Source organism: Bacillus cereus (assembly GCF_015071065.1).
GTDB lineage: Bacteria > Bacillota > Bacilli > Bacillales > Bacillaceae_G > Bacillus_A > Bacillus_A cereus_BA.
On sequence record NZ_VOVA01000006.1, the window covers coordinates 161438 to 182460 of the forward strand.

Here is a 21023-nt window from a genome sequence, read left to right on the forward strand (position 1 = left end):
GATGTCAACTTATAACAAGTTAGTAAGAGATCGTGTCCCAGAGAAAATTTTAATGTCTGGAAAAACATATACAGCACAAAAATTAACAGGACAAGCTTACATACAAGCGTTAGCGAAAATTGGTACTGAAGAAATTCGTGAATTTGCTTCGATGAAAGATCGTGAACATGCGCTAGATTCACTTGCAGATGCACTTGAAGTTATTGTTTCATTAGCTCGCGCAGAAGGTGCAACAATTGAAGATGTAGAGCTTATTCGTAAGCGGAAAGAAGAAGAGCGCGGCGGATTTACAAGAGGGATTTATTTGATGGACGTTTCGGAAGAGTAGTTTCATAGAAAAAGCACAGCTTACTTAGTAGCGCTGTGCTTTTTTGCTGCAATTAAGCTAACGATTAAAAAGATAGCTGTTAATGTCCAGCCGATTGCAATAGAAGTATTAGTGTGAACGACATAAGAAACTTGTAAACATAGTAATGATGATAAAAACCAAATAAGTACAATATGAACATGTTTTTTCGTTACATTCATTTTTGTTATCTCCTTTTAACTTACTAAATCTAATTTTACTATAATTTAGAAAATTAGAATATATGAGTAGAGGTTTTATCGTAATTTCGCTATACTAAATAGTAGAAAAAATGAGGAGGAAAACGACAATGGCACATCATGCAAAAGAAACGATGGAACTCATTAAGGAGCTTGTCTCTATTCCGAGTCCATCTGGAAATACAGAGAAAATCATTCGTTTTATTGAAAACTATGTAAGTGAGTGGAACGTAGAAACGAAGCGTAACAATAAAGGAGCACTTATTTTAACGGTTAAAGGGAAGAATGATGAGCAGCATCGTTTATTAACTGCACATGTTGATACGTTAGGTGCGATGGTGAAAGAAATTAAGCCTGACGGTCGTCTTCGTCTATCTATGATTGGTGGATTTCGCTGGAACTCTGTAGAAGGGGAATATTGCGAAATTGAAACGTCAAGCGGTAAGAAGTATACAGGTACAATCTTGATGCATCAAACTTCTGTCCATGTGTACAAAGATGCAGGGGAAGCGAAGCGCGATGAGAAAAATATTGAAGTTCGTATCGATGAGCGTGTGTTTTCAGCAGATGAAGTACGTGAGTTAGGAATTGAAGTAGGAGACTTCGTTTCATTTGATCCACGCGTTCAAATTACAGAGAGTGGATACATAAAATCACGTCATTTAGACGATAAAGTAAGTGTAGCAATTCTATTGAAATTAATTAAAAGATTGCAAGATGAAAAGGTAACATTACCATATACAACACATTTCTTAATTTCTAATAATGAAGAAATTGGGTACGGTGGAAACTCAAATATTCCAGAAGAAACGGTAGAATATTTAGCAGTTGATATGGGAGCGTTAGGTGATGGACAAGCATCTGATGAATATACAGTATCCATCTGTGCGAAAGATTCTAGCGGTCCATACCATTACGCTTTACGTAAACATTTAGTTGAACTGGCGAAAGCGAACACTATTGAATATAAAGTGGATATTTATCCATACTACGGATCAGATGCATCAGCTGCGATTCGCGCCGGATTTGATGTGAAACATGCATTAATTGGAGCTGGTATTGATTCTTCTCACGCATTTGAACGTACGCATGAAAGCTCGATTGCACATACAGAAGCACTTGTTTATGCATATGTGTTATCAGAAATGATAGTAGAATAGTGAGAGGGTGGTTGATTCTATGAATCAGCCACTTTTTTGTGTATAAAAAATACTTTAAGTGTATTTTATTTTACAATATTGAGAAAGTAGGTTTACTACAGAATTCTAGTATTATAAAATGATAGAGGCGCACTAATTTTTTTTGTTCGTTTTTATTATGATTTGCATATTAAGATTACGCGTTATTATAAGCGATTTTTGAGAGGAGTATTATTTTTTATGAAGTATCGTGCAGTCGCGGCAGGTCTTTTAGCCGCAAGTTTATTATCGTCTCCAGTTAGTAGTTTCGCAGCAGCGAAGAAGTTTTCGGATGTTCCTACATGGGCGCAAGAATCAGTTGATTATTTAGTAGGAAAAAATGCACTTGATGGAAAACCAGATGGAACATTCGCTCCATTTGAAGCAGTAGACAGAGGGTCAGCTGCAAAGTTATTGGCGACCGTTCTTGGTTTACAAATTGATCCAAAAGCGAAACCATCTTTTAAAGATTCACAAAATCATTGGGCAGCACCATATATTGCTGCAGTAGAAAAAGCAGGTGTAGTTAGTGGAGATGGTACTGGGAATTTCAAGCCATCAAGCCAAATTGATCGTGCATCTATGGCAGCTATGCTTGTACAAGCATATTCATTAGATAAGAAAATTATTGGAGAACTTCCAACACAATTTCAAGATTTAGAAAAGCATTGGGGTAAGCAAAAAGCTAATATTTTAGTAGCTTTAGAGATTTCAATGGGTACAGGAAGTGGCTGGAATCCTGATGGTACTGTAAGCCGTGCTGAAGCAGCTCAGTTTATCGCAATGGCAGATAAAAATAAAACAAATACATCGAAAAGAATGTATATGAATAGAAACTTTATCACATATCATCAAGCATCATTATCATCTGGTATTACTGACACTCAACATAAACCACAAATGATTGAAGTGAAAGAGCAAAGAGCGGATGGTTGGTTGAAGGTTGTAACAAGTAAAGGTGAGAAGTGGACACCTTTAACAGAGAAAACAGATGTTATTAATGAAGGATTTACTGCATACGAACAAGCTTCACATGGGTCTAAAGTGCTAGGTACATATAATGCACAAAAAGTAACGATTATCGAAGAAAAAGATAGCTGGATTCGTATTCGTATGGGCGCTGGTTTCCAATGGGTGGATAAAAATCAATTAAACCCAGTGAAACAAGGTAATTTCTTAGAAGGTAAAGCGATTATTATTGATCCAGGTCATGGTGGAATGGACTCAGGGAATCCTGGTTATTATGAGAAAGAAAGTCAAACCGTATTAGATGTATCATTACGATTACAGAAAATATTTGAGAAAAAGACACCGTTTACTGTGTTATTCACTCGTACAGATGATACACGTCCAGGAACAAGTGGTCCTGATTCTTTAAAGAAACGTGTAGAATTTGCACAGCAAAATAATGGAGATATTTTTGTAAGTATCCATGCTAATGGCTCTGACTTGAAAAATGGACAAGGCACAGAAACTTTCTACTATGAATCAGCGACAGCAAGAGGAACAAACCCGAATGTATCAGAAAGTCGTTTATTAGCAGAGAAAATACAAAAGCGTCTTGTACAAGCACTTGGAACAAAAGACCGTGGTGCGAAACCAAATGACTTATACGTAACTAGAGAAAATACAATGCCAGCTGTATTAACAGAATTAGCATTTGTAGATAATAAAAGTGATGCAGATAAAATCGCTACACCAGCACAGAGACAAAGTGCAGCGGAAGCTATTTATCAAGGTATTTTAGATTACTACGAAGCAATGGGTAACGACGTATCTTCTTTCCGTTAATAAATAAAAGAGATTGCCAATAGGCAGTCTCTTTTTATTCATGAAACAAATTATAAAGGTTTCTCTTTATTTCGGGCATGTGATATCATTTAATTTTATATAAATAGTATTCGAGTAATTGTAATAATAACAATTTAAAACGATAAAGGATGATCATAGATTGAATAATCATAGTAAAATACCTGCATGTATATATACGTATGCGTTTCGCGAAGAGGAGCGTGCTTTATGTTACTTGGAAATGCGCTCGTTCTTTGGGATGGAGTCTCACGTTAATATTTTGAAAAGTGAAGTCAAGATTGCTCCGAGTAGAAGTCCGTTTATTAAAGAGCGCGTTGAGGTTATGTATGAAGGGGACGACTTAGAAAGCATTTTAGAACAAGTGGAACAAATTGATTTAGCGGGAGCGACATTCAAAGTTATCTTCGTTAAAATCAATGATCTTGGTAAAGAAAATAAAATTGAATATGGGGAAAGACGTCTTATTGAGCGAGACCTCGGCATGCATATTGAAGGAGAAGCGGATGTTCGTAATCCAGAGCGTGTATTCGGGATTGTTCCTCTTGGAGGACGCTGGTACTTCGGACACTATGTAGAAAGTGATCCGGTTTGGTATCATCATATAAAAAAACCGCATAGCTATTCGACATCACTGAGCACACGTGTTGCTAGAGCTGTCGCAAATATCGCTGTGCCAAACCCAGATGGAGTGCGAGCAATTGACCCGTGCTGCGGCATTGGAACAGTAGTAGTAGAAGCACTTTCTATGGGGATTAACATCGTTGGTAGAGATATAAATCCACTTGTAGTTCTTGGAACGAGAAAAAACATCGCACATTTCGGGTTTGAAGGAACAGTAACAAAAGGACCGATTGAAGAACTTACTGAGAACTACGACGTCGCAATTATCGATATGCCGTACGACCTATTTACGCACGCAACACCAGAAGATCAACTCTCGATTCTTTCAAGTGCGCGCCGCATTGCAAAAAAAGTAGTCGTTGTCACGATGGAAACAATGGACGACATGATTCATGAAGCGGGATTTGAAATTACAGACCGCTGTATCACAAGAAAAGGATCATTTTCTAGACAAATTCTTGTTTGTGAATAAGAAAAAAAGGTCACCCATTTGGGTGATCTTTTTTAGTTTGCAGTCTGTTTTGTAATTGATTGCTAGTTTAGTTACAATTGTGAATTTAGTTAGCAGAATGAAGAAGAGGTTTGGCGTAATTTGTCGAAACGTCGATATATTTTGAGTTGTGTTCGATATCATTTTATTAGTAAATTACTTTTCTTCGTTTTTCTCTTGTTGTGCGATTAATAAATTGCGTAATACGTGTCCGCGGTAATTTTCTAGTTTACGTCCGTCATGATAACGAATACCTAATTTTTTTAGTTCAGCTACGTACCAGCCTTTTGTTCCGTAGTACATGAGATCACTTCCTTTTTGCTTTTGAACAGTATATGTGCTGGGGCGAGAGAATTTTCTTTTTTTATTCATGAAATTTGCGAAAGTGAACATTGAATATTCAGTCTACTTGTATTATGATTAACTTATTATCGGATGACAGTGATTAGCCTCTCTGTAAGCCCGAATGCCTTTTTGAAAATGAATAGAGGAACAACACTTCTTTCCACTTGAACTTCCTTAGCAGGAGGACGAGCCATAAGGATAGGGGCAGTAAAATTCAATGCAGTTGTATGCGTTGTTTTTCTGGCTCTTTTTATTTTTTCTTGAGAAGTAGGAGGGGGTTTTTAGAAAGCGTTATCAATGGAGTATGGTGCACGTTCACGCTAATGGAGGGGCTGGTGAATTGTTTGGCTAAAGAGAAAAAGGAGTTACAGAAGGATTTAAAAACTCGGCATATAACAATGATTTCGATTGGCGGGGTTATCGGGGGCGGTTTGTTTGTAGGAAGTGGAACGATTATTCAATCGACGGGTCCAGCAGCGATTTTGTCCTATATTATCGGCGCTTTAATGGTTGTGCTCGTGATGCGGATGTTAGGAGAGATGGCAGCAGAAAATCCTGATAGCGGTTCTTTCGCAACGTATGCGAACAAAGCAATTGGGCCGTGGGCAGGGTATACGATTGGTTGGTTATATTGGTTTAACTGGGTCATTATTATCGCAATCGAAGCGGTGCTTTTAGGCGTGATGATTAACAATTGGTTCCCTTCGGTTCCAGCATGGCTGGCGAGTTTATGTATGGTCCTTTTAATGACGATGACGAATGTATATTCAGTAAAATTGTACGGTGAGTTTGAATATTGGTTAGCATTTATTAAAGTTATTGCGATTGTTGCATTTTTAATTTTAGGAATTTCTATGTTTTTTGGACTTGTTCCAGGAGTGGAGAGACCGAGTCTTGCTATTATTACGGAACACGGTGGGTTCTTCCCGAATGGAATTGTCCCTGTCTTACTGAGCGTTGTTTTTATTTCTTTCTCTTTATCGGGAAGCGAAGTAGCCGCTATTGCAGCCGGGGAATCGGAAGATCCAGAGAAGAATGTTATAAGGGCTATTAATAGTGTAGTATGGCGACTTATGCTTTTCTTCGTAGGGTCGGTAACAATTTTAATTATGTTTATTCCGTGGACGGATAAGGAGTTATTAAAACTTCCGTATGCAAGTTTATTTAATATGGCAGGAGTACCTGCAGCCGCAGAAATTATGAATGGTGTTGTATTTCTATCATTGCTTTCCGTTATGAATTCAGGTATATATACGAGTTCGCGTATGTTATTTTCACTTGCTAAAAAAGGCGATGCTCCGGCTAGTTTCTCACGGTTAAATAGTAGAGGAACACCGGTTGTAGCGATATATGCAAGTATCGTATTTGCATTCATTTGCGCGATGTTGAAATTTATATCTCCTGATAAACTGTTTGCGTTTTTAGCGAATAGTTCAGGCGGGGTAACGATGCTGATGTATATGTTCGTTGCAGTTTCACATGTCAGGTTAAGACGAGAAAGGGAAAGAGAAAGAGAAGGGGCTGGAAAGCTGAAAGTGAAAATGTGGTTATTCCCTTATCTCACATATGCAACGCTTTTAATGATTATTACGATATTTGTTTCACAAGCATTTATAGCAGATATGCGGATGCAGTTTTACATGACATTACTAGCTACAATCCTAGTAATAATAAGTTATTTTCTAAGAGTTAGAAATTTCGATAAGCAAAAGTTGAATGATTTTACGATTATAAAAGATTCGGAAGTTAGCATAGAAAAAGAATAAGAAAAGGGGTTATGTTCCATGTTGAAAGAAAAGAAAGATATTACAACTACAAAGTCTAGCATATTACATGAAAGAAGAAAAAATGCGGTGCCAGAAGGGCCTTACAATATTACAGAGTTGTATGTGCAATCAGCAAAAGGAGCGATTATTACTGATGTAGATGGTAATGAGTTAATCGATTTTGCGGGCGGAATTGGTATGCAAAACGTCGGGCATTGTCATCCGAAAGTAGTAAAAGCGATTCAAGATCAAGTGGAATCTTCTATTCATAGTTGTTTTCATGTAGCGCCTTATGAAAGTTATATTGCATTAGCTGAAAGGCTGAATGAGTTAACGCCAGGTGATTTCAAGAAAAAAACGATGTTTGCGAATAGCGGAGCTGAAGCAGTAGAAAATGCGGTGAAGATTGCTAGAAAAGCAACGGGAAGAAGCGCGATTGTTTCGTTTGAGCGTGCATATCACGGGCGTACACTTTTGACGATGTCATTGACAAGTAAAGTGAAACCGTACAAGCATGGATTTGGGCCGTTTGCATCAGAAGTATACAAATTACCATATCCGTACTATTACCGTGCTGAAGAAGGACTGACACCAGAAGAAGTAGACGCGCAAATTTTAGCGTATTTTGAGCGCTTTATGTTAGAGGAAGTAGCAAGTGATAATATCGCTGCGATTATTTTGGAACCGCTTCAAGGAGAAGGCGGATTTATCGTTCCGACGACTACATTCATGCAAGGTGTCCGAAATGTTTGTGATAAGTACGGAATTGTTATGATTGCGGATGAAATTCAAACTGGTTTTGCTCGTACGGGAAGCTTATTTGCAATGGATCATTTCGGCGTAGCTCCTGATTTAATGACATTTTCAAAATCAATTGCTGCTGGAATGCCGCTTAGTGCAGTAACAGGAAGAGCAGATTTGATGGATGCACCTGGACCAGGTCAATTAGGTGGTACTTTTTCAGGAAGTCCGGCTGCTTGTGCGGCTGCATTAGCTGTTTTAGATGTAATCGAAGAAGAGAATTTAGTAAAGCGTGCTGTAGAAATTGGTGCACGCATGATGGAAGTGTTTAATAGCTGGAAAGATAAATACGAACTAATTGGTGATGTCAGGGGTCTTGGTGCTATGACTGCAATCGAGCTTGTGAAGGATAAAGAGACGAAAGAGCCAGCAGCAGAAGAGGTTAAAGCGATTATGAAGGAAACACATAGTAAAGGGGTCATTACGATAAGCGCTGGTATTTATAGTAACGTACTTCGCTTCTTACCACCTCTCGTTATAACAGATGAACAGCTTGAAGAAGGGCTTACTATTTTAGAAGCTGCTATTGCGAAACTATCAAAATAAAAATGGTGGGGGCAGGGGCATGAGGTTTTTCAATTATATAAATGGTGAGTGGAGAGAACCTTCCACGAATGCATACGTTAAAAATTATAATCCGCATAACGGGGAAGTGCTAGGTGAATTCCCGTTTAGTTCAGTAGAAGATACACGAATAGCAATTGCATCGGCGAAAGAAGCTTTTCATAAATGGCAAAGGTTATCGTTTCAAGAAAGAGCGAGTTATTTATGGAAAGCGGCAGCTATTTTAAAAGAAAAGGTAAATGAAATTGGTTTAGATGTAACAAGCGAAGAAGGAAAGACGATTGCGGAAGGAAGAGGAGAAACGAAGCGAGCGATTAGCATTCTTGAATATTACGCCGGGGAAGCGAATCAGCCGATCGGAGAGCTCATCCCGTCTGCTAATGAAAGTACAATGCTTTACAGTAAACGTGTGGCAGTAGGGCCGGTTGGATTAATTACGCCGTGGAACTTTCCGATTGCGATTCCGGCGTGGAAAATGGCGCCGGCATTTATTTACGGAAATACGATTGTCATTAAGCCGGCTGAAGTGACGCCAAAGTCTGTGTACCATCTTGTGAATGCTTTTCATGAGGCAGGCATTCCGGCAGGGGTTATCAATTGTGTGTTCGGTAAAGGCTCTGAAGTTGGGGCAGAATTAACGGGAAATCCTGATATACAAGCGGTATCGTTTACTGGTTCTAATCACGTTGGAAATATCATTCACAAAGCAGCCGTTGAAACAGGGAAAAAAGTACAATTAGAGATGGGCGGGAAAAATCCGTTAGTTGTATTAAAAGATGCGGATATTGATAAGGCAGTAAATATTGCGATAAAAGGTGCGTTTATGTCAACTGGGCAAAAATGTACCGCAACAAGTAGAGTGATCGTGGAAGAGGATATTTATGAAGCGTTTCGCGATCAACTTTTGCAGCGCACTGAGTCTCTTACAGTTGGAAACCCGCTAGAACCGGATACATTTATGGGTCCATGTGTTTCAAAGGGGCAGCAGCAATCTATTTTATCGATGATTGAAGTAGGGAAAGGAGAGGCTTCTTTACTTTATGGAGGCAGCGTGCCGCAAGAAGCTGAATTGAAGCAAGGGTGCTATGTTTTACCGACTATTTTTGAAAATGTCGATAAAGATGCAAGCATTGCAAAAGAAGAGATTTTCGGCCCAGTTATATGTTTATTTAAAGTGAATAGTTATGAAGAAGCAGTTTCTTTAGCGAATGATACAGAATACGGACTAAGTGCATCGATTTGTACGAACAATTTAAGTTTATCGCAAAGGTTTATTGATGATATGGAAGTTGGAATGGTACACGTGAATTCAGAAACTGCAGGAGCAGAACCACAAGTTCCGTTTGGCGGAATGAAAAACTCTAGTGCTGGACCACGTGAACAAGGAAAAGCGGCTAAAGAATTTTATACGAGAATCAAGACCGTATACGTAGATCAAGTATAAGCGACAAAAAACATAGTAACGGAGGATGAAATATGCGTAAAGGGACATTTTTTATGGCGGGACATTCGAGACTTCCGAAAGGGATGGCTGTTCGCAGTATGTATGAGACATTAACAATTACAATTGAGGCAGATCATAAATATCATGTCATTATTGAAGCATCATGTACGCTTGCGACAGAGCACGGTAGAGACTTCGTCGCTCAAATTTTGAGAGGACATAGTTTGCAAGATGGTATTGAAGAAATCGTTCAAGATATTATGGAACATTATCAAGGAAAAGCGCAAAATGCTATCGTCAGTGCGGTAAAAGATTTACATCGCCAATATGTAAGTTATTTAAATGATGAACAGCCTGGGCGTGAGTACGAGGAAACAACACCATAAAAACTGTCTAGTTTATCGCATTTATGTTCATAAACGAGAGCCAGTTGTATTTCCTTTAAAGGGATACGACTGGCTTATTTTATTTGGGAGGCAAGGAACATGAAAAAATTAAGTGAAGTTCAAGCTGTGAAACAAGAGACGAAAAAAAGAGGATGTGGGGAAAGTAAGGGGATTTGTAAAATGTGTAAAGTATGTAGGGAAAAAAATAAAAAACGAATTGACAGTTATAATATTTTGAATTATTATTTAATTAATAAGATCCATACGAGAAATTAGCCTTCTCTATATCCGATCTTGCTTTCCTGTTTTACAAATATTTTCATACAAACTGTCTATTATTATTGTACTTTAAGAGATTAAAGAACACTCGTAATTATGAGCCAGTTGTACGTTTCTACGGTTTTATTTCGTGGATGCGTATGACTGGCTTTTTCGATGTTAGGGCAGTAAGACCGAATCTCAGCATAAGAAGATAAGGATAACTGTCTGTAAAAAGCGTCAATAAGTTCTTCATATTTAAATTAGGGAGGAATTGAAATGTCGATTATTACAGAACAAAGTACAAAGATGAAATTTGCAAAGAAATATGGGGGATATGAGATTGTTCCTCATCCAGAGCATAAGCGTTTATATCATATTGTGTTAAATCAGCAATTGCTTAGGCAGTTTTTTGAAGAGGTAAAAGAACATTCAGAGCAGTCATTACAATACATTCCTTATTCTCGATTTAATCTTGCTGATGGAATGAGAAAGATTTTTGGGCAATCATTTATGGATAACATTCGCGGCATTGTTCATGACCGTGAAACGGGCGGATTTACAATTGGGGTGCAAGGTGAAACGTCAGATCCAGCAGACTACGTGAAATTTGCAACAGCATTAACACATTTAATCGGGGCGCCAAACTTTGATGCAATGACAGGAACGTATTATGCTAGATTTAATGTGAAAGATACAGATAGTAGTGATTCTTACCTTCGTCAAGCGTATCGATTGTTTACACTTCATACAGACGGTACATTCGTTGATGAACCGACAGATTGGCTTCTTATGATGAAAATTGAAGAGCAAAATGCAGTAGGAGGGGAATCCCGTTTACTACATTTAGACGATTGGGAAGATCTTCAAAAATTTAGAGATCATTCGCTCGCATCTGTTAAGGTTACGTATAAAGCGCCACCAAGTAAAAATGCGCAAGAAATCGTCTATCGTGAAACATTTTTTGATGTGAATAACGCACCATGTATTTGCTTTATTGATCAGTTCGCTTATCCAGATAATATTGAACAAGCAAACTATCTGAAAGACTTATCATATTCTGTTGAAAACTCACCAGCAACACATGCATTGAAATTACCAATTGGTGACTTAGTTCTTTTAAACAACTTATTTTGGATGCACGGAAGAGCTGCGTTTGAGAAAAATAAAGATTTATATAGGGAACTAATGCGTCAACGTGGTTGTTTTTCTAAATAATATGTACGGCGGGTCTTTCAAGGAGACCTGCCTTTTATCCCGCTATTTGTGGGCAGTAAAACTCCCACCTCAAAATTCGGCTGGAGCAAAGAAGTTAGGTGGGAGTCGGGCTGCCCGTAAACGCCCGATTAGTGAAGGCTAATAATCAGTGGGGGATGAACAAAACCCCCACTGATTAAAGCTTCACTTTATACTATTAAGGGGGAAGTAGGATGTATGACTTTATAATTATTGGCGGGGGAATTGTTGGCCTTTCAACTGGAATGGCTTTAACGAAAAAATTCCCTCGTGCGAAAATCGCGATCATTGAAAAAGAAAAGGAACTTGCACATCATCAAACCGGACATAATAGCGGTGTAATTCATTCTGGAATTTATTATAAACCAGGGAGTTATAAAGCAAAGTTTGCCAAAGAAGGAAACGCAGCTATGGTTCAATTTTGTAAAGAAAATGACATCGCTTATGACATGTGCGGAAAAGTAATTGTTGCTACAGAAAAGGACGAACTTCCTCTTTTACATAATTTATATGAGAGAGGCTTACAAAACGATTTACATATTTCAAAAATAGATAAGGAAGAATTAGCTGAAATTGAACCTCATGTAAAAGGACTTGGGGCAATCCGTGTTCCTTCTTGCGGGATTGCTGATTATAGAGGAGTAAGTTATGCATTTGCCCGCTTAATTCAGGAAAGCGGGGGAGAAGTACATTTAGGAACAACAGCGCAGCGAATCGCTGAGAAGAAAGACGCTGTAACAATTGAGACGAATCAAGGTGTATTTAAAACGAAATTTCTTATTAACTGCGCTGGATTACATAGCGATCGTATTGCGAAAAAGACAGGTATATTAACTGATATGAAAATTGTTCCGTTTCGTGGTGAATATTACGAACTTGTCCCAGAAAAACGCCATCTTGTAAAACATTTAATTTATCCAGTTCCAAATCCAGAATTTCCGTTTTTAGGTGTTCATTTTACAAGAATGATAAACGGAGACGTACATGCAGGGCCAAATGCAGTATTAAGCTTTAAGCGAGAAGGCTATACGAAAACGGACTTCGATATTAAAGACTTCATGGAAACAATGACATACACAGGCTTTTGGAAAATGGCGATGCCAAATATGAAAGAAGGCATAAAAGAAATGGTGCGCTCATTTAGTAAACAATCATTTTTAAAAAGCTTGCAGCGCTTAATACCAGAACTTACAGAGAAAGACATCGTGCCAACACATGCAGGTGTAAGGGCACAAGCCATTTTATCAAACGGAAATATGGTTGATGACTTCTGCATTATCCCTGGCATAAATTCCCTGCATATTTGCAACGCACCATCCCCGGCGGCAACAGCAAGTATAAAGATTGGTGAGGAGATTGCTAAGCAAGTACCGGATGTGGTGGCGGTTAGGGTATGATGGGGTCCCCCGGGTTTCGGGGGATTTTTTTAGTTTTGGATGTCTGAGTGTCCTCAGGTGGACCGGTTGTGGGATTGGTTGGTGGTCCCCCGCACTGATTAATGTTCTACTTCGTAAGTAATCCCGTACTTCTTCAGTTTCTTATATAAATTAGCCCGGGACATACCTAACTTTTTCGCAGCGATGCTTTTGTTTCCGTACGTATCTTCGAGAGCTTGTAAAATGCGAGTTTTTTCTAAGGTCTTTTTCTCATCAGTAAGTGAACGTTCCGTTTGATAGACAGATTTTTGCGAAGGCAATAGCTGCAAAATATTTGCTTCACGTATTTCTTTACCTTCATGAAGGACAATTAATCTTTCTATTATATTGCGCAGTTCGCGAATATTACCTGGCCAAAAATATGTATGCAGTCGATTCATTGCTTCTTGATGAACGAAGGGTGCGGGCTTGTTATATTTAAAAGAAAATTCCTTTAAGAAATGATGAGTTAAGAAGGAAATATCGTCTGTTCGCTCTCTTAGCGGCGGGATGTGCGCTGTGAAAACATTTAACCTATAAAACAAATCAGATCGGAATGTCCCGCTGAGCACCATGTCTTCTAACATACGATTCGTTGCGGCGATAATTCTTACGTTTATTTTTTTCGGTGTTTGCCCCCCAATTCGGTAAATCTCTTTTTCTTGTAAAGCGCGAAGTAGCTTCACTTGCATATCAAGCGGGAGTTCTCCTACTTCATCTAAAAATAATGTACCGCCACTTGCTAATTCTAGCTTTCCTGCTTTGCCGCCCTTAGCGGCACCAGTATATGCCCCGGATTCATAACCAAATAGCTCACTTTCAAAGAGGGCGGCAGGAATAGCGCCGCAATTAATTGGGATAAAAGGTTGCTTGCTTCTAAGGCTCGCTTCATGAATGGCCTGAGCAAATAGCTCCTTCCCAACGCCACTTTCTCCTGTAATTAAAATCGTCGCATCAGTTTTCGCTACCTTTTTCATGTTGTGGATAATGTGCTGAAGTGTTGCGTTATTTCCTTTAATCGTGCTGAAGGGGTCATCTTGTTGATGTTGAATCATTTGCTTTAATTGCTGTAATTCTTCAGAAGTAGAGGATAATTTTTCATTTAACTTAATCGTTACGGAAATATCTCTTTCTACAGACATAGATCCAATTAATTCATTGTTTTCGTCATAAATAGGAGTCGTACTAATTAATACGTGCTTATCTGGCCGCGGAAGGTGATAAATATCCCGGACTGGTTGCCCATTCTCAAGAACTTTTAAATTCATAATATCTTCCTTTGAAAAAAACTCTTGCACATTTCTACCGATAATATCTTCTTTCTTAATGTCATACATTTTTTCTGCTGCCTCATTCCAGTACAACATAACGCCCTTCGTATTTACGATAGAAATCGCTTCTTCCACGTAAGAGAGGAGTGTATGCAACGTTGGAACTGCAAAGTTATCGAATTGTTTCATAGCATGGCCTCCAAAGAATTTATCCCGCTATTTGTGGGCTAATAATCAGTAGGGGATTTATAAAACCTCCACTGATTTTATAAAAAAGTAGACAGTAGTATACAGATTTGTTGCCAAAAGGATACACCTTTTTCAGAAAAATGTAAACAAATTAACGCTCTGCACTTTGGCATGGTATTTGCAATGAAAATGATATAAAGATATGAAGGAGAGATAGAAATGAAGATTAGTAAAATATACACAACAATTGATGCTCACGTAGCTGGGGAACCACTTCGAATCATTACAGGCGGAGTGCCAGAGATAAAGGGAGAAACGCAGCTAGAAAGACGCGCGTACTGTATGGAACATTTGGATCATCTTCGTGAGGTTCTTATGTATGAACCGAGAGGACATCACGGCATGTACGGTTGTATCATTACGCCGCCCGCAAGTGCTCACGCTGATTTTGGTGTATTATTTATGCACAATGAAGGCTGGAGTACGATGTGTGGTCACGGAATTATCGCTGTTATTACAGTAGGAATTGAAACTGGTATGTTTGAAGTGACAGGTGAAAAACAAAAATTCATTATTGATAGCCCTGCCGGGGAAGTCATTGCGTACGCAAAATTTAACGGGAGCGAAGTAGAGTCCGTATCATTTGAAAACGTTCCTTCGTTCGTATATAAGAAAGACGTTCCTATCAAAATAGATAACTATGAATTTCAAGTAGATATTGCATTTGGCGGAGCATTCTACGCTGTTGTAGACTGTAAAGAATTTGGTTTGAAAGTCGATTTCAAGGATTTACCTGCTATTCAAACGTGGGGCAGTAAAATTAAGCACTACATTGAGAGTCAAATGGAAGTAAAACATCCACTTGAAGAAGATTTAAAAGGAATATACGGCGTTATTTTCTCAGACGAACCGAAAGAAAAAGACGCTACTCTGCGAAATGTAACGATCTTCGCTGATGGGCAAGTAGACCGTTCCCCTTGCGGCACAGGAACTTCCGCAAGAATCGCAACCCTTTTTGAAAAAGATGCCTTACAAAAGGGAGAAACTTTCGTCCACGAATGCATTACTGACGGCCAATTTGAGGGGGAAGTATTATCCGTAACAGCGGTAGATACATATGAAGCAGTCATTCCGAAAGTAACGGGGAATGCATTTATTACAGGATTTCATCAGTTTGTTGTAGATCCGAGGGATGTTTTGAATCGGGGGTTTTTGTTAGCTTAATGTTTTCTTAAGGGAGGGACCTTTGGATGAAGTGGTGGCGAAAATTAAATTTACCTGTGAAAATTTTGATAGGGGCATTAATCGGTATTGCGTTAGGGGTAGTATTTGGACCGAAAGTAGCTGTTTTAAAACCGATTGGGGATATATTTATTCGTTTATTACAAATGATTATCGTGCCGTTAACTTTTTTAAGCATCGTCTCAGGTATTGCCGGGCTTGAAAATCCGAAAATGTTAAGGGCAATTGGCGGAAGAATTTTCATTTACTATGCAATGACAGCTGTAGTAGCGACAAGTATTGGCGTAGTAATTGCTTATATTATCAATCCTGGTAAAGGAGTAGAAGGTCTTCTTGCGAATGGGCAGAAATTTAAAGAAGAGAAGTTTAGTTTTATAGATAATATCGTACAATGGTTTCCTTCTAACGTCATTCAAGCGGCTGCAGAAACAAGTATGCTTCAAATTATTATCTTTGCTATTTTTGTCGGCATGGCACTTATTCTTCTTGGCGATCAAGCGAAAGGAACTCGTAAGTTAGTTCATGAAGGATCAAAAATAATGATTAAAATTGCGGAGATCGTTATTGGATTTGCTCCGTACGGAATTATGGCGTTAATTGCTCATGTAGTTGGCACATTTGGAGCAGACATGCTTACTGCGGTCGTTAGCTATGTAGTAGCTGATTATTTATCATTGCTACTCATTGTGTTCATTATGTATCCAATTATATTGAAAGTCTTCGGGAAAATTGGCCCTATTCATTTCTATAAACAAGTGAGTCCAGCTATGATTGTAGCTGCTAGTACAACATCAAGTAGCGCAACTCTTCCGGTAACGATGGAAGTTGCACAAAAAAGACTTCGTATCCCTGAGTCAGTAGCTGGTTTCACCATTCCGCTTGGGGCTACTGTTAATATGAACGGACTATCAGCAGCGCTCGGTGTTTTAGCGGTCTTCGCATTAAATGTATATGGTATTCCGATTACATTTGGTCTTATTATGCAAACTGTATTTTTAGGAATCGTCCTTGCAGCTGGCTGTGCCGGAGTAAAAGGTGCGGACGTTATTACTGCGACCATTTTACTCTCTACACTAGGGCTTCCGCTAACAATTATCCCGATCATCGCAGCTGTTTCTCCGCTCGTTGACATGGGTCACACAGTTGTAAATATTACGGGTGATTTAGTAGGAGTACAGGTCGTAAACGAAAATATTGCATCTAGTGAAGAGAAGAATTTAGAAAAGGGTGAACAAATATGCTAGTCATAAGCGCAAACGAACAAAGAAATTTAGTAAATATGAATGAAGTCATTGAATACGCGGCGCTTGCTTTAAAAGAGTTTTCCGCAGAAAGAACGATTACACCAATTCGCGCCTCATTACCATTTGCGAGTGAACAAAATACCGCGTTAATTATGCCTTCAGTCGCGGAAGGACTTGAGGCGCTTGGAGTAAAAATAGTAACGGTAGCCCCTCATAATAAGAAGCTCGGAAAGAAAACGATAAACGGGATTGTGATGCTATCAGACTTTCAAACGGGAGAACCACTCGCACTTTTAGAAGGTTCTTATTTAACAATGATCCGAACAGGCGCCTTATCAGGAGTAGCGACAAAACATTTAGCTCGTCATAACGCAAAAAACTTATGCATCATCGGCACAGGGGAACAAGCGAAAGGAATTGCAGAAGCTGTATTCGCGGTTAGGGACATTGAAAAAGTCATACTGTATAACCGAACGGAAGAAAAGGCCTATGCATTTGCACAATATATACAAGAAAAATTCAATAAACCGGCTTATGTCTACAGGGATCCAAATGAAGCAATAAGTGAAGCAGACATCATCGTCACAACAACAAATGCATCCACACCAGTCTTCACAGAAACATTGCAAAAAGGCATCCACGTAAACGCCGTCGGTTCATTCAGGCCGAGCATGCAAGAACTACCATCCCATGCCATCGCTAACGCAAACAAAGTAGTAGTTGAGTCAAAAGAAGCAGCACTAGAAGAAACAGGTGACCTCCAAGTGCCGATAAAAGAAGGCTTATTTGATGCGAGCGGCATCCATGCTGAACTTGGTCAAATAATAAGTGGAGAAAAACCTGGCCGGGAAAACGATGAGGAGATTACGGTTTTCAAATCAGTTGGTTTAGCGGTAGTAGATATTATCGTTGCGAAGTACTTGTATGAAAAAGCGGTGGAGCGTGGAGTGGGTACTACGATTCAGTTGTGAGGCTGCCTTTGGGTGGTCTTTTTTTGTATGGTGAGGTTGGTTGGCAGGTTATACAAAGAGGCCACCTCTTTCAAGGTGACCTTTTGTAATTTATTATTTTGAGCCAGTACCGTTCTTTAAAGTGTTTCCACCACTCAACTCCGCCTCAATCTGCGAAGTCTTCGAAGACTCAGCCATACGCCAATACGTAATAAAGCTTATCGCGATACATCCAGCTACGTAGAAGTAGAATAATGATTCCATTCCGATACTTTTTAGCCATAATGCGATGAACTCAGCTGTTCCGCCGAATATCGCAACTGTTAGTGCATAGGGTAAACCTACGCCAAGTGCGCGAATTTCAGTTGGGAAGAGTTCTGCTTTTACAATTGCGTTAATTGATGTATAACCAGTAACGATAATGAGACCGACCATCATAAGTAAAAATGCTACGATTGGTTCTGTCGTTTTTTCCATAAAGAAGAAAATCGGTGCTGTTAGTAACGTTCCGAGAATACCGAAAGTCATTAATAGTGGGCGACGCCCAATTTTATCTGATAGTAGCCCCGCAATCGGTTGAAGTACTACGAATATAAGTAGTGCGACAAAGTTAATCCAGCTTACAATTTCTTTCGGAAGACCAACTGTATTTACCATGAATTTTTGTAAATATGTTGTGTACGTATAGAATGCGACAGTGCCTCCTAGTGTTAGTCCAACTACTGTTAATACTGCTTTCGGGTGTTTCATAAGAGCGCGAATTGTTCCAGCACTTTCGCGATTTTTAGATTCCATTTTTGAGAACTGCTCCGATTCATCCATCGTGCGGCGAAGCCATAATACAGCTACTGCGCCCATCGCTCCAATAATGAATGGAATACGCCATCCCCAAGCTTTCATATCTGGTTCGCTTAGTAATTGCTGAAGAACAATTTGAACGCCTAACGCAACCATCTGTCCAGCAACGAGCGTTACATATTGAAAACTTGAATAAAAACCACGGCGACCACTACTAGCCATTTCAGATAAATACGTTGCGGAAGTTCCGTACTCTCCGCCGAGTGATAACCCTTGAAGCAAGCGGGCAAGAACTAAAATAATTGGTGCCATAATACCGATGCTTTCGTAACTAGGTGTACAGGCAATAATTAAAGAACCACCGGCCATAATCGTAATGGAAAGAGTTAATGCTGCCCGGCGTCCGTGCCGATCTGCATAACGCCCCATTAATAAACTTCCGATAGGGCGCATTAAAAATCCAACTGCGAAAATAGCGGCTGTGTTCAGTAATTGACTTGTTGGATCTCCTTTAGGAAAGAACTCTGCTGAAAAATAAACAGCGAAAGCAGAGTAAACGTACCAGTCATACCATTCAATTAAATTGCCGACAGAACCTTTGAAAATATTGCCAGCGACTCGGTTAGATTTTGCTTGAGCCATAATAATTCCTCCTCTTGCTTATAAATAAAAGTTATATATGAAAGCGTGTTCATTGTAGTTGAATTGTACTGTCTTTTAATAGAAATCTCAATATTATGACAATTTTATTCTTTTTGTACTTTATGTACATGGGTATTTTTAATAGTTGCTTCATTTTCAGTTTTGTCATAATAATAGAAAAGGAGATTGATATTTTTGAATATTTTATCAAAGGGTATGAGATATGAAGAAATTACGTAAAGTGTCATTACAAACGAAAATATTAGGCTTAATTATTACATTAATTTTATTTGTCGTTCTCCTACTAGCGGGAATATTTGTTTACATTCAGTCCGTTGATACGAAACGTCAAGTGGAGCAGTTAGCTCTGCAAACGGCTAAGTCACTTTCTTTTATGCCAGCTATAAAAGAGGCTTTTCAATATAACGAGCATAAAAATACCATTCAATCCATTGCGGAACAAGTTCGCGAGCAGGCTGGTGCCGATTATGTAATTGTGGAAGATCGCTATGGGATTATGTATTCACATTCTAATTCGGAGTTGATTGGCACGAAGAGTAACAATCCATATAACTATGAAGCACTTACTTTTGGAGGGTATTATACGCTCGAAGGAAATGGTGAAAGTGGTCCGGCTTTAATGGCGAAGGCACCTATTATTATTCATAACGGAGACTACGATCAAGTCGTAGGCGTTGTTACAGTAGAGTTTTTAATAAAAGGTATTGAATCTAACATATTGAGCAGAACGGAAGAAATTATACTCTTTTCCTTAGCGGTATTACTAGTTGGAATTGTTGGTGGCATTCTTTTAGCGCGTAGCATCAGGAAAGATACACTAGGTTTAGAACCGAATGAAATCGCAGCGCTATACCGGGAACGAAGCGCAATACTACTATCTATAAAAGAAGGAATCATTGCCATTGATCAAAACGGTTTTATTACTATGATGAATACGTCTGCGGAAGAGATGCTGCATGTAAGTGGTGATTATATGCAGCAGCACATTTCAAAAATTTTACCGGATTTTAATATGGAAAGAGTGCTAGAGAGCGATCAAGAAATAGCGTTTCAGGATAAAGTGTTTATTTTAAACATGACACCGATACTCGAAAATAACAGTACGGTAGGCGTTGTATGTAGTTTTAGAGATAAAACGGAATTGCAAAACCTTGTTAACACAATATCTGAGGTAAGAAAGTATTCAGAGGACTTACGTGCTCAAACACATGAATTTACAAATAAACTTTTCGTGTTATCTGGTTTATTGCAGTTAGGACATTACAGAGAAGCGATTGAATTTATCCAGCAAGAATCTACTATTCATCAAAGCCAAAATCATATTTTATTCCATCAAATTCATGATGCGAAAGTACAAGCTATTTTATTAGGGAAACTTGGAACGGCGTCTGAGAAGAAAATTGATTTTCATATTGAAGGAGATAGCGCGCTTAATGCGTTACCAGACCATATAAAAGTTTCGCACCTTATTACGATTCTTGGAAACATGATCGACAATGCGTTTGATGCGGTGGGTGAACAGGAGGAAAAGAGTGTTTCCTTCTTTGTTACTGATATTGGGCACGATATTGTGTTTGAAGTGATAGATAGTGGGATAGGAGTACCGGCAGAAAAAATAAGTACCATTTTTCAAAAAGGATTTTCGACGAAAGGAAACAATCGTGGTTACGGCCTAGCAAATGTGAAAGAAATGGTAGATCTACTACAAGGAACAATTGAAATTCAGAACGAGAAAAATAGGGGAGCTATTTTTACAATTTACCTTCCGAAAACATTGAGAGAAAGTAAATGACAAACAGGGGGA

19 protein-coding genes are annotated in these 21023 nt (G+C 38.9%); 15 read left to right on the top strand and 4 right to left on the bottom strand.

The window, feature by feature from the left end:
* The first annotated feature begins 1 nt into the window (after position 1).
* Positions 2–328, top strand: a complete 327-nt coding sequence (locus FT637_RS17640; protein WP_193647400.1) for a nucleoside triphosphate pyrophosphohydrolase — start codon at positions 2–4, stop codon at positions 326–328.
* A gap of 20 nt (positions 329–348) precedes the next feature.
* Here the strand turns inward: FT637_RS17640 and FT637_RS17645 are convergent, their stop codons facing one another.
* Positions 349–528, bottom strand: a complete 180-nt coding sequence (locus FT637_RS17645; RefSeq protein WP_193647401.1) for a hypothetical protein — start codon at positions 526–528, stop codon at positions 349–351.
* A gap of 128 nt (positions 529–656) precedes the next feature.
* Here FT637_RS17645 and FT637_RS17650 point away from each other — a divergent pair, with 128 nt between their 5' ends.
* From FT637_RS17650 to FT637_RS17660, 3 genes are all read left to right on the top strand, one after another.
* On the top strand, positions 657–1706 hold the full coding sequence (locus FT637_RS17650; RefSeq protein WP_193647402.1) for a M42 family metallopeptidase: 1050 nt from the start codon (positions 657–659) through the stop codon (positions 1704–1706).
* Between the two features lie 219 nt (positions 1707–1925).
* Complete coding sequence (locus FT637_RS17655; RefSeq protein ID WP_193647403.1) at positions 1926–3515, top strand: N-acetylmuramoyl-L-alanine amidase; 1590 nt, start codon at positions 1926–1928, stop codon at positions 3513–3515.
* A gap of 160 nt (positions 3516–3675) precedes the next feature.
* The gene (locus FT637_RS17660) at positions 3676–4629 is read left to right on the top strand and encodes a TRM11 family SAM-dependent methyltransferase (RefSeq protein ID WP_193647404.1); all 954 of its coding nucleotides are present in this window, start codon (positions 3676–3678) and stop codon (positions 4627–4629) included.
* A gap of 174 nt (positions 4630–4803) precedes the next feature.
* Here FT637_RS17660 and FT637_RS17665 read toward each other — a convergent pair whose 3' ends face one another.
* Positions 4804–5019 carry a YflJ family protein gene (locus tag FT637_RS17665; protein WP_193647405.1) on the bottom strand — a complete coding sequence of 72 codons (216 nt, stop codon included), beginning with the start codon at positions 5017–5019 and terminating at the stop codon, positions 4804–4806.
* 308 nt (positions 5020–5327) lie between these two features.
* Here FT637_RS17665 and FT637_RS17670 point away from each other — a divergent pair, with 308 nt between their 5' ends.
* From FT637_RS17670 to lhgO, 7 genes are all read left to right on the top strand, one after another.
* Positions 5328–6758 (top strand): amino acid permease, encoded by a 1431-nt coding sequence (locus FT637_RS17670; RefSeq protein ID WP_193647406.1) that lies wholly within the window; start codon positions 5328–5330, stop codon positions 6756–6758.
* 18 nt (positions 6759–6776) lie between these two features.
* Positions 6777–8105 (top strand): 4-aminobutyrate--2-oxoglutarate transaminase, encoded by a 1329-nt coding sequence (gabT, locus tag FT637_RS17675; RefSeq protein WP_193647407.1) that lies wholly within the window; start codon positions 6777–6779, stop codon positions 8103–8105.
* Between the two features lie 19 nt (positions 8106–8124).
* Positions 8125–9567, top strand: coding sequence for an aldehyde dehydrogenase family protein (locus FT637_RS17680; protein ID WP_193647408.1), 1443 nt, complete (start codon positions 8125–8127; stop codon positions 9565–9567).
* Positions 9568–9599: 32 nt separating this feature from the next.
* Entirely contained in the window at positions 9600–9953 is a 354-nt protein-coding gene (locus FT637_RS17685; protein WP_193647409.1) for a DUF3870 domain-containing protein, read from the top strand.
* Positions 9954–10052: 99 nt separating this feature from the next.
* Entirely contained in the window at positions 10053–10229 is a 177-nt protein-coding gene (locus tag FT637_RS17690; RefSeq protein WP_193647410.1) for a hypothetical protein, read from the top strand.
* A gap of 261 nt (positions 10230–10490) precedes the next feature.
* Positions 10491–11429, top strand: coding sequence for a glutarate dioxygenase GlaH (gene glaH, locus FT637_RS17695; RefSeq protein ID WP_193647411.1), 939 nt, complete (start codon positions 10491–10493; stop codon positions 11427–11429).
* A gap of 212 nt (positions 11430–11641) precedes the next feature.
* Positions 11642–12844 (top strand): L-2-hydroxyglutarate oxidase, encoded by a 1203-nt coding sequence (lhgO, locus tag FT637_RS17700; RefSeq protein WP_193647412.1) that lies wholly within the window; start codon positions 11642–11644, stop codon positions 12842–12844.
* Positions 12845–12942: 98 nt separating this feature from the next.
* Here the strand turns inward: lhgO and FT637_RS17705 are convergent, their stop codons facing one another.
* Positions 12943–14322, bottom strand: coding sequence for a sigma-54 interaction domain-containing protein (locus FT637_RS17705; RefSeq protein ID WP_193647413.1), 1380 nt, complete (start codon positions 14320–14322; stop codon positions 12943–12945).
* Positions 14323–14541: 219 nt separating this feature from the next.
* On the opposite strand from FT637_RS17705, the gene FT637_RS17710 reads away from it, so the two are divergent.
* The 3 genes from FT637_RS17710 to FT637_RS17720 are packed head-to-tail and all read left to right on the top strand — an operon-like array spanning position 14542 to position 17779.
* Complete coding sequence (locus FT637_RS17710) at positions 14542–15546, top strand: proline racemase family protein (RefSeq protein WP_193647414.1); 1005 nt, start codon at positions 14542–14544, stop codon at positions 15544–15546.
* A 26-nt stretch (positions 15547–15572) separates the two neighbouring features.
* Positions 15573–16808, top strand: coding sequence for a dicarboxylate/amino acid:cation symporter (locus tag FT637_RS17715; protein WP_193647415.1), 1236 nt, complete (start codon positions 15573–15575; stop codon positions 16806–16808).
* Entirely contained in the window at positions 16802–17779 is a 978-nt protein-coding gene (locus FT637_RS17720) for an ornithine cyclodeaminase family protein (RefSeq protein ID WP_193647416.1), read from the top strand. Before FT637_RS17715 ends, FT637_RS17720 begins: the two co-directional genes overlap by 7 nt.
* Positions 17780–17872: 93 nt before the next feature.
* On the opposite strand, the gene FT637_RS17725 is transcribed toward FT637_RS17720, so the two are convergent.
* Positions 17873–19198: an MFS transporter gene (locus FT637_RS17725; protein WP_193647417.1), complete on the bottom strand. Its 1326-nt coding sequence runs from the start codon at positions 19196–19198 to the stop codon at positions 17873–17875.
* A gap of 223 nt (positions 19199–19421) precedes the next feature.
* On the opposite strand from FT637_RS17725, the gene FT637_RS17730 reads away from it, so the two are divergent.
* Complete coding sequence (locus FT637_RS17730; RefSeq protein ID WP_193647418.1) at positions 19422–21011, top strand: ATP-binding protein; 1590 nt, start codon at positions 19422–19424, stop codon at positions 21009–21011.
* The last annotated feature ends 12 nt before the right edge of the window (positions 21012–21023 follow it).

Coding starts and splice junctions, on each gene's coding strand:
- FT637_RS17685 (WP_193647409.1), top strand. CDS start 9,600: ATGCGTAAAGGGACATTTTTTATGGCGGGACATTCGAGACTTCCGAAA.
- FT637_RS17680 (WP_193647408.1), top strand. CDS start 8,125: ATGAGGTTTTTCAATTATATAAATGGTGAGTGGAGAGAACCTTCCACG.
- FT637_RS17720 (WP_193647416.1), top strand. CDS start 16,802: ATGCTAGTCATAAGCGCAAACGAACAAAGAAATTTAGTAAATATGAAT.
- lhgO (WP_193647412.1), top strand. CDS start 11,642: ATGTATGACTTTATAATTATTGGCGGGGGAATTGTTGGCCTTTCAACT.
- FT637_RS17730 (WP_193647418.1), top strand. CDS start 19,422: ATGAAGAAATTACGTAAAGTGTCATTACAAACGAAAATATTAGGCTTA.
- FT637_RS17690 (WP_193647410.1), top strand. CDS start 10,053: ATGAAAAAATTAAGTGAAGTTCAAGCTGTGAAACAAGAGACGAAAAAA.
- FT637_RS17710 (WP_193647414.1), top strand. CDS start 14,542: ATGAAGATTAGTAAAATATACACAACAATTGATGCTCACGTAGCTGGG.
- FT637_RS17705 (WP_193647413.1), bottom strand. CDS start 14,322: ATGAAACAATTCGATAACTTTGCAGTTCCAACGTTGCATACACTCCTC.
- FT637_RS17645 (WP_193647401.1), bottom strand. CDS start 528: ATGAATGTAACGAAAAAACATGTTCATATTGTACTTATTTGGTTTTTA.
- FT637_RS17715 (WP_193647415.1), top strand. CDS start 15,573: ATGAAGTGGTGGCGAAAATTAAATTTACCTGTGAAAATTTTGATAGGG.
- FT637_RS17650 (WP_193647402.1), top strand. CDS start 657: ATGGCACATCATGCAAAAGAAACGATGGAACTCATTAAGGAGCTTGTC.
- FT637_RS17640 (WP_193647400.1), top strand. CDS start 2: ATGTCAACTTATAACAAGTTAGTAAGAGATCGTGTCCCAGAGAAAATT.
- FT637_RS17665 (WP_193647405.1), bottom strand. CDS start 5,019: ATGAATAAAAAAAGAAAATTCTCTCGCCCCAGCACATATACTGTTCAA.
- glaH (WP_193647411.1), top strand. CDS start 10,491: ATGTCGATTATTACAGAACAAAGTACAAAGATGAAATTTGCAAAGAAA.
- FT637_RS17655 (WP_193647403.1), top strand. CDS start 1,926: ATGAAGTATCGTGCAGTCGCGGCAGGTCTTTTAGCCGCAAGTTTATTA.
- gabT (WP_193647407.1), top strand. CDS start 6,777: ATGTTGAAAGAAAAGAAAGATATTACAACTACAAAGTCTAGCATATTA.
- FT637_RS17725 (WP_193647417.1), bottom strand. CDS start 19,198: ATGGCTCAAGCAAAATCTAACCGAGTCGCTGGCAATATTTTCAAAGGT.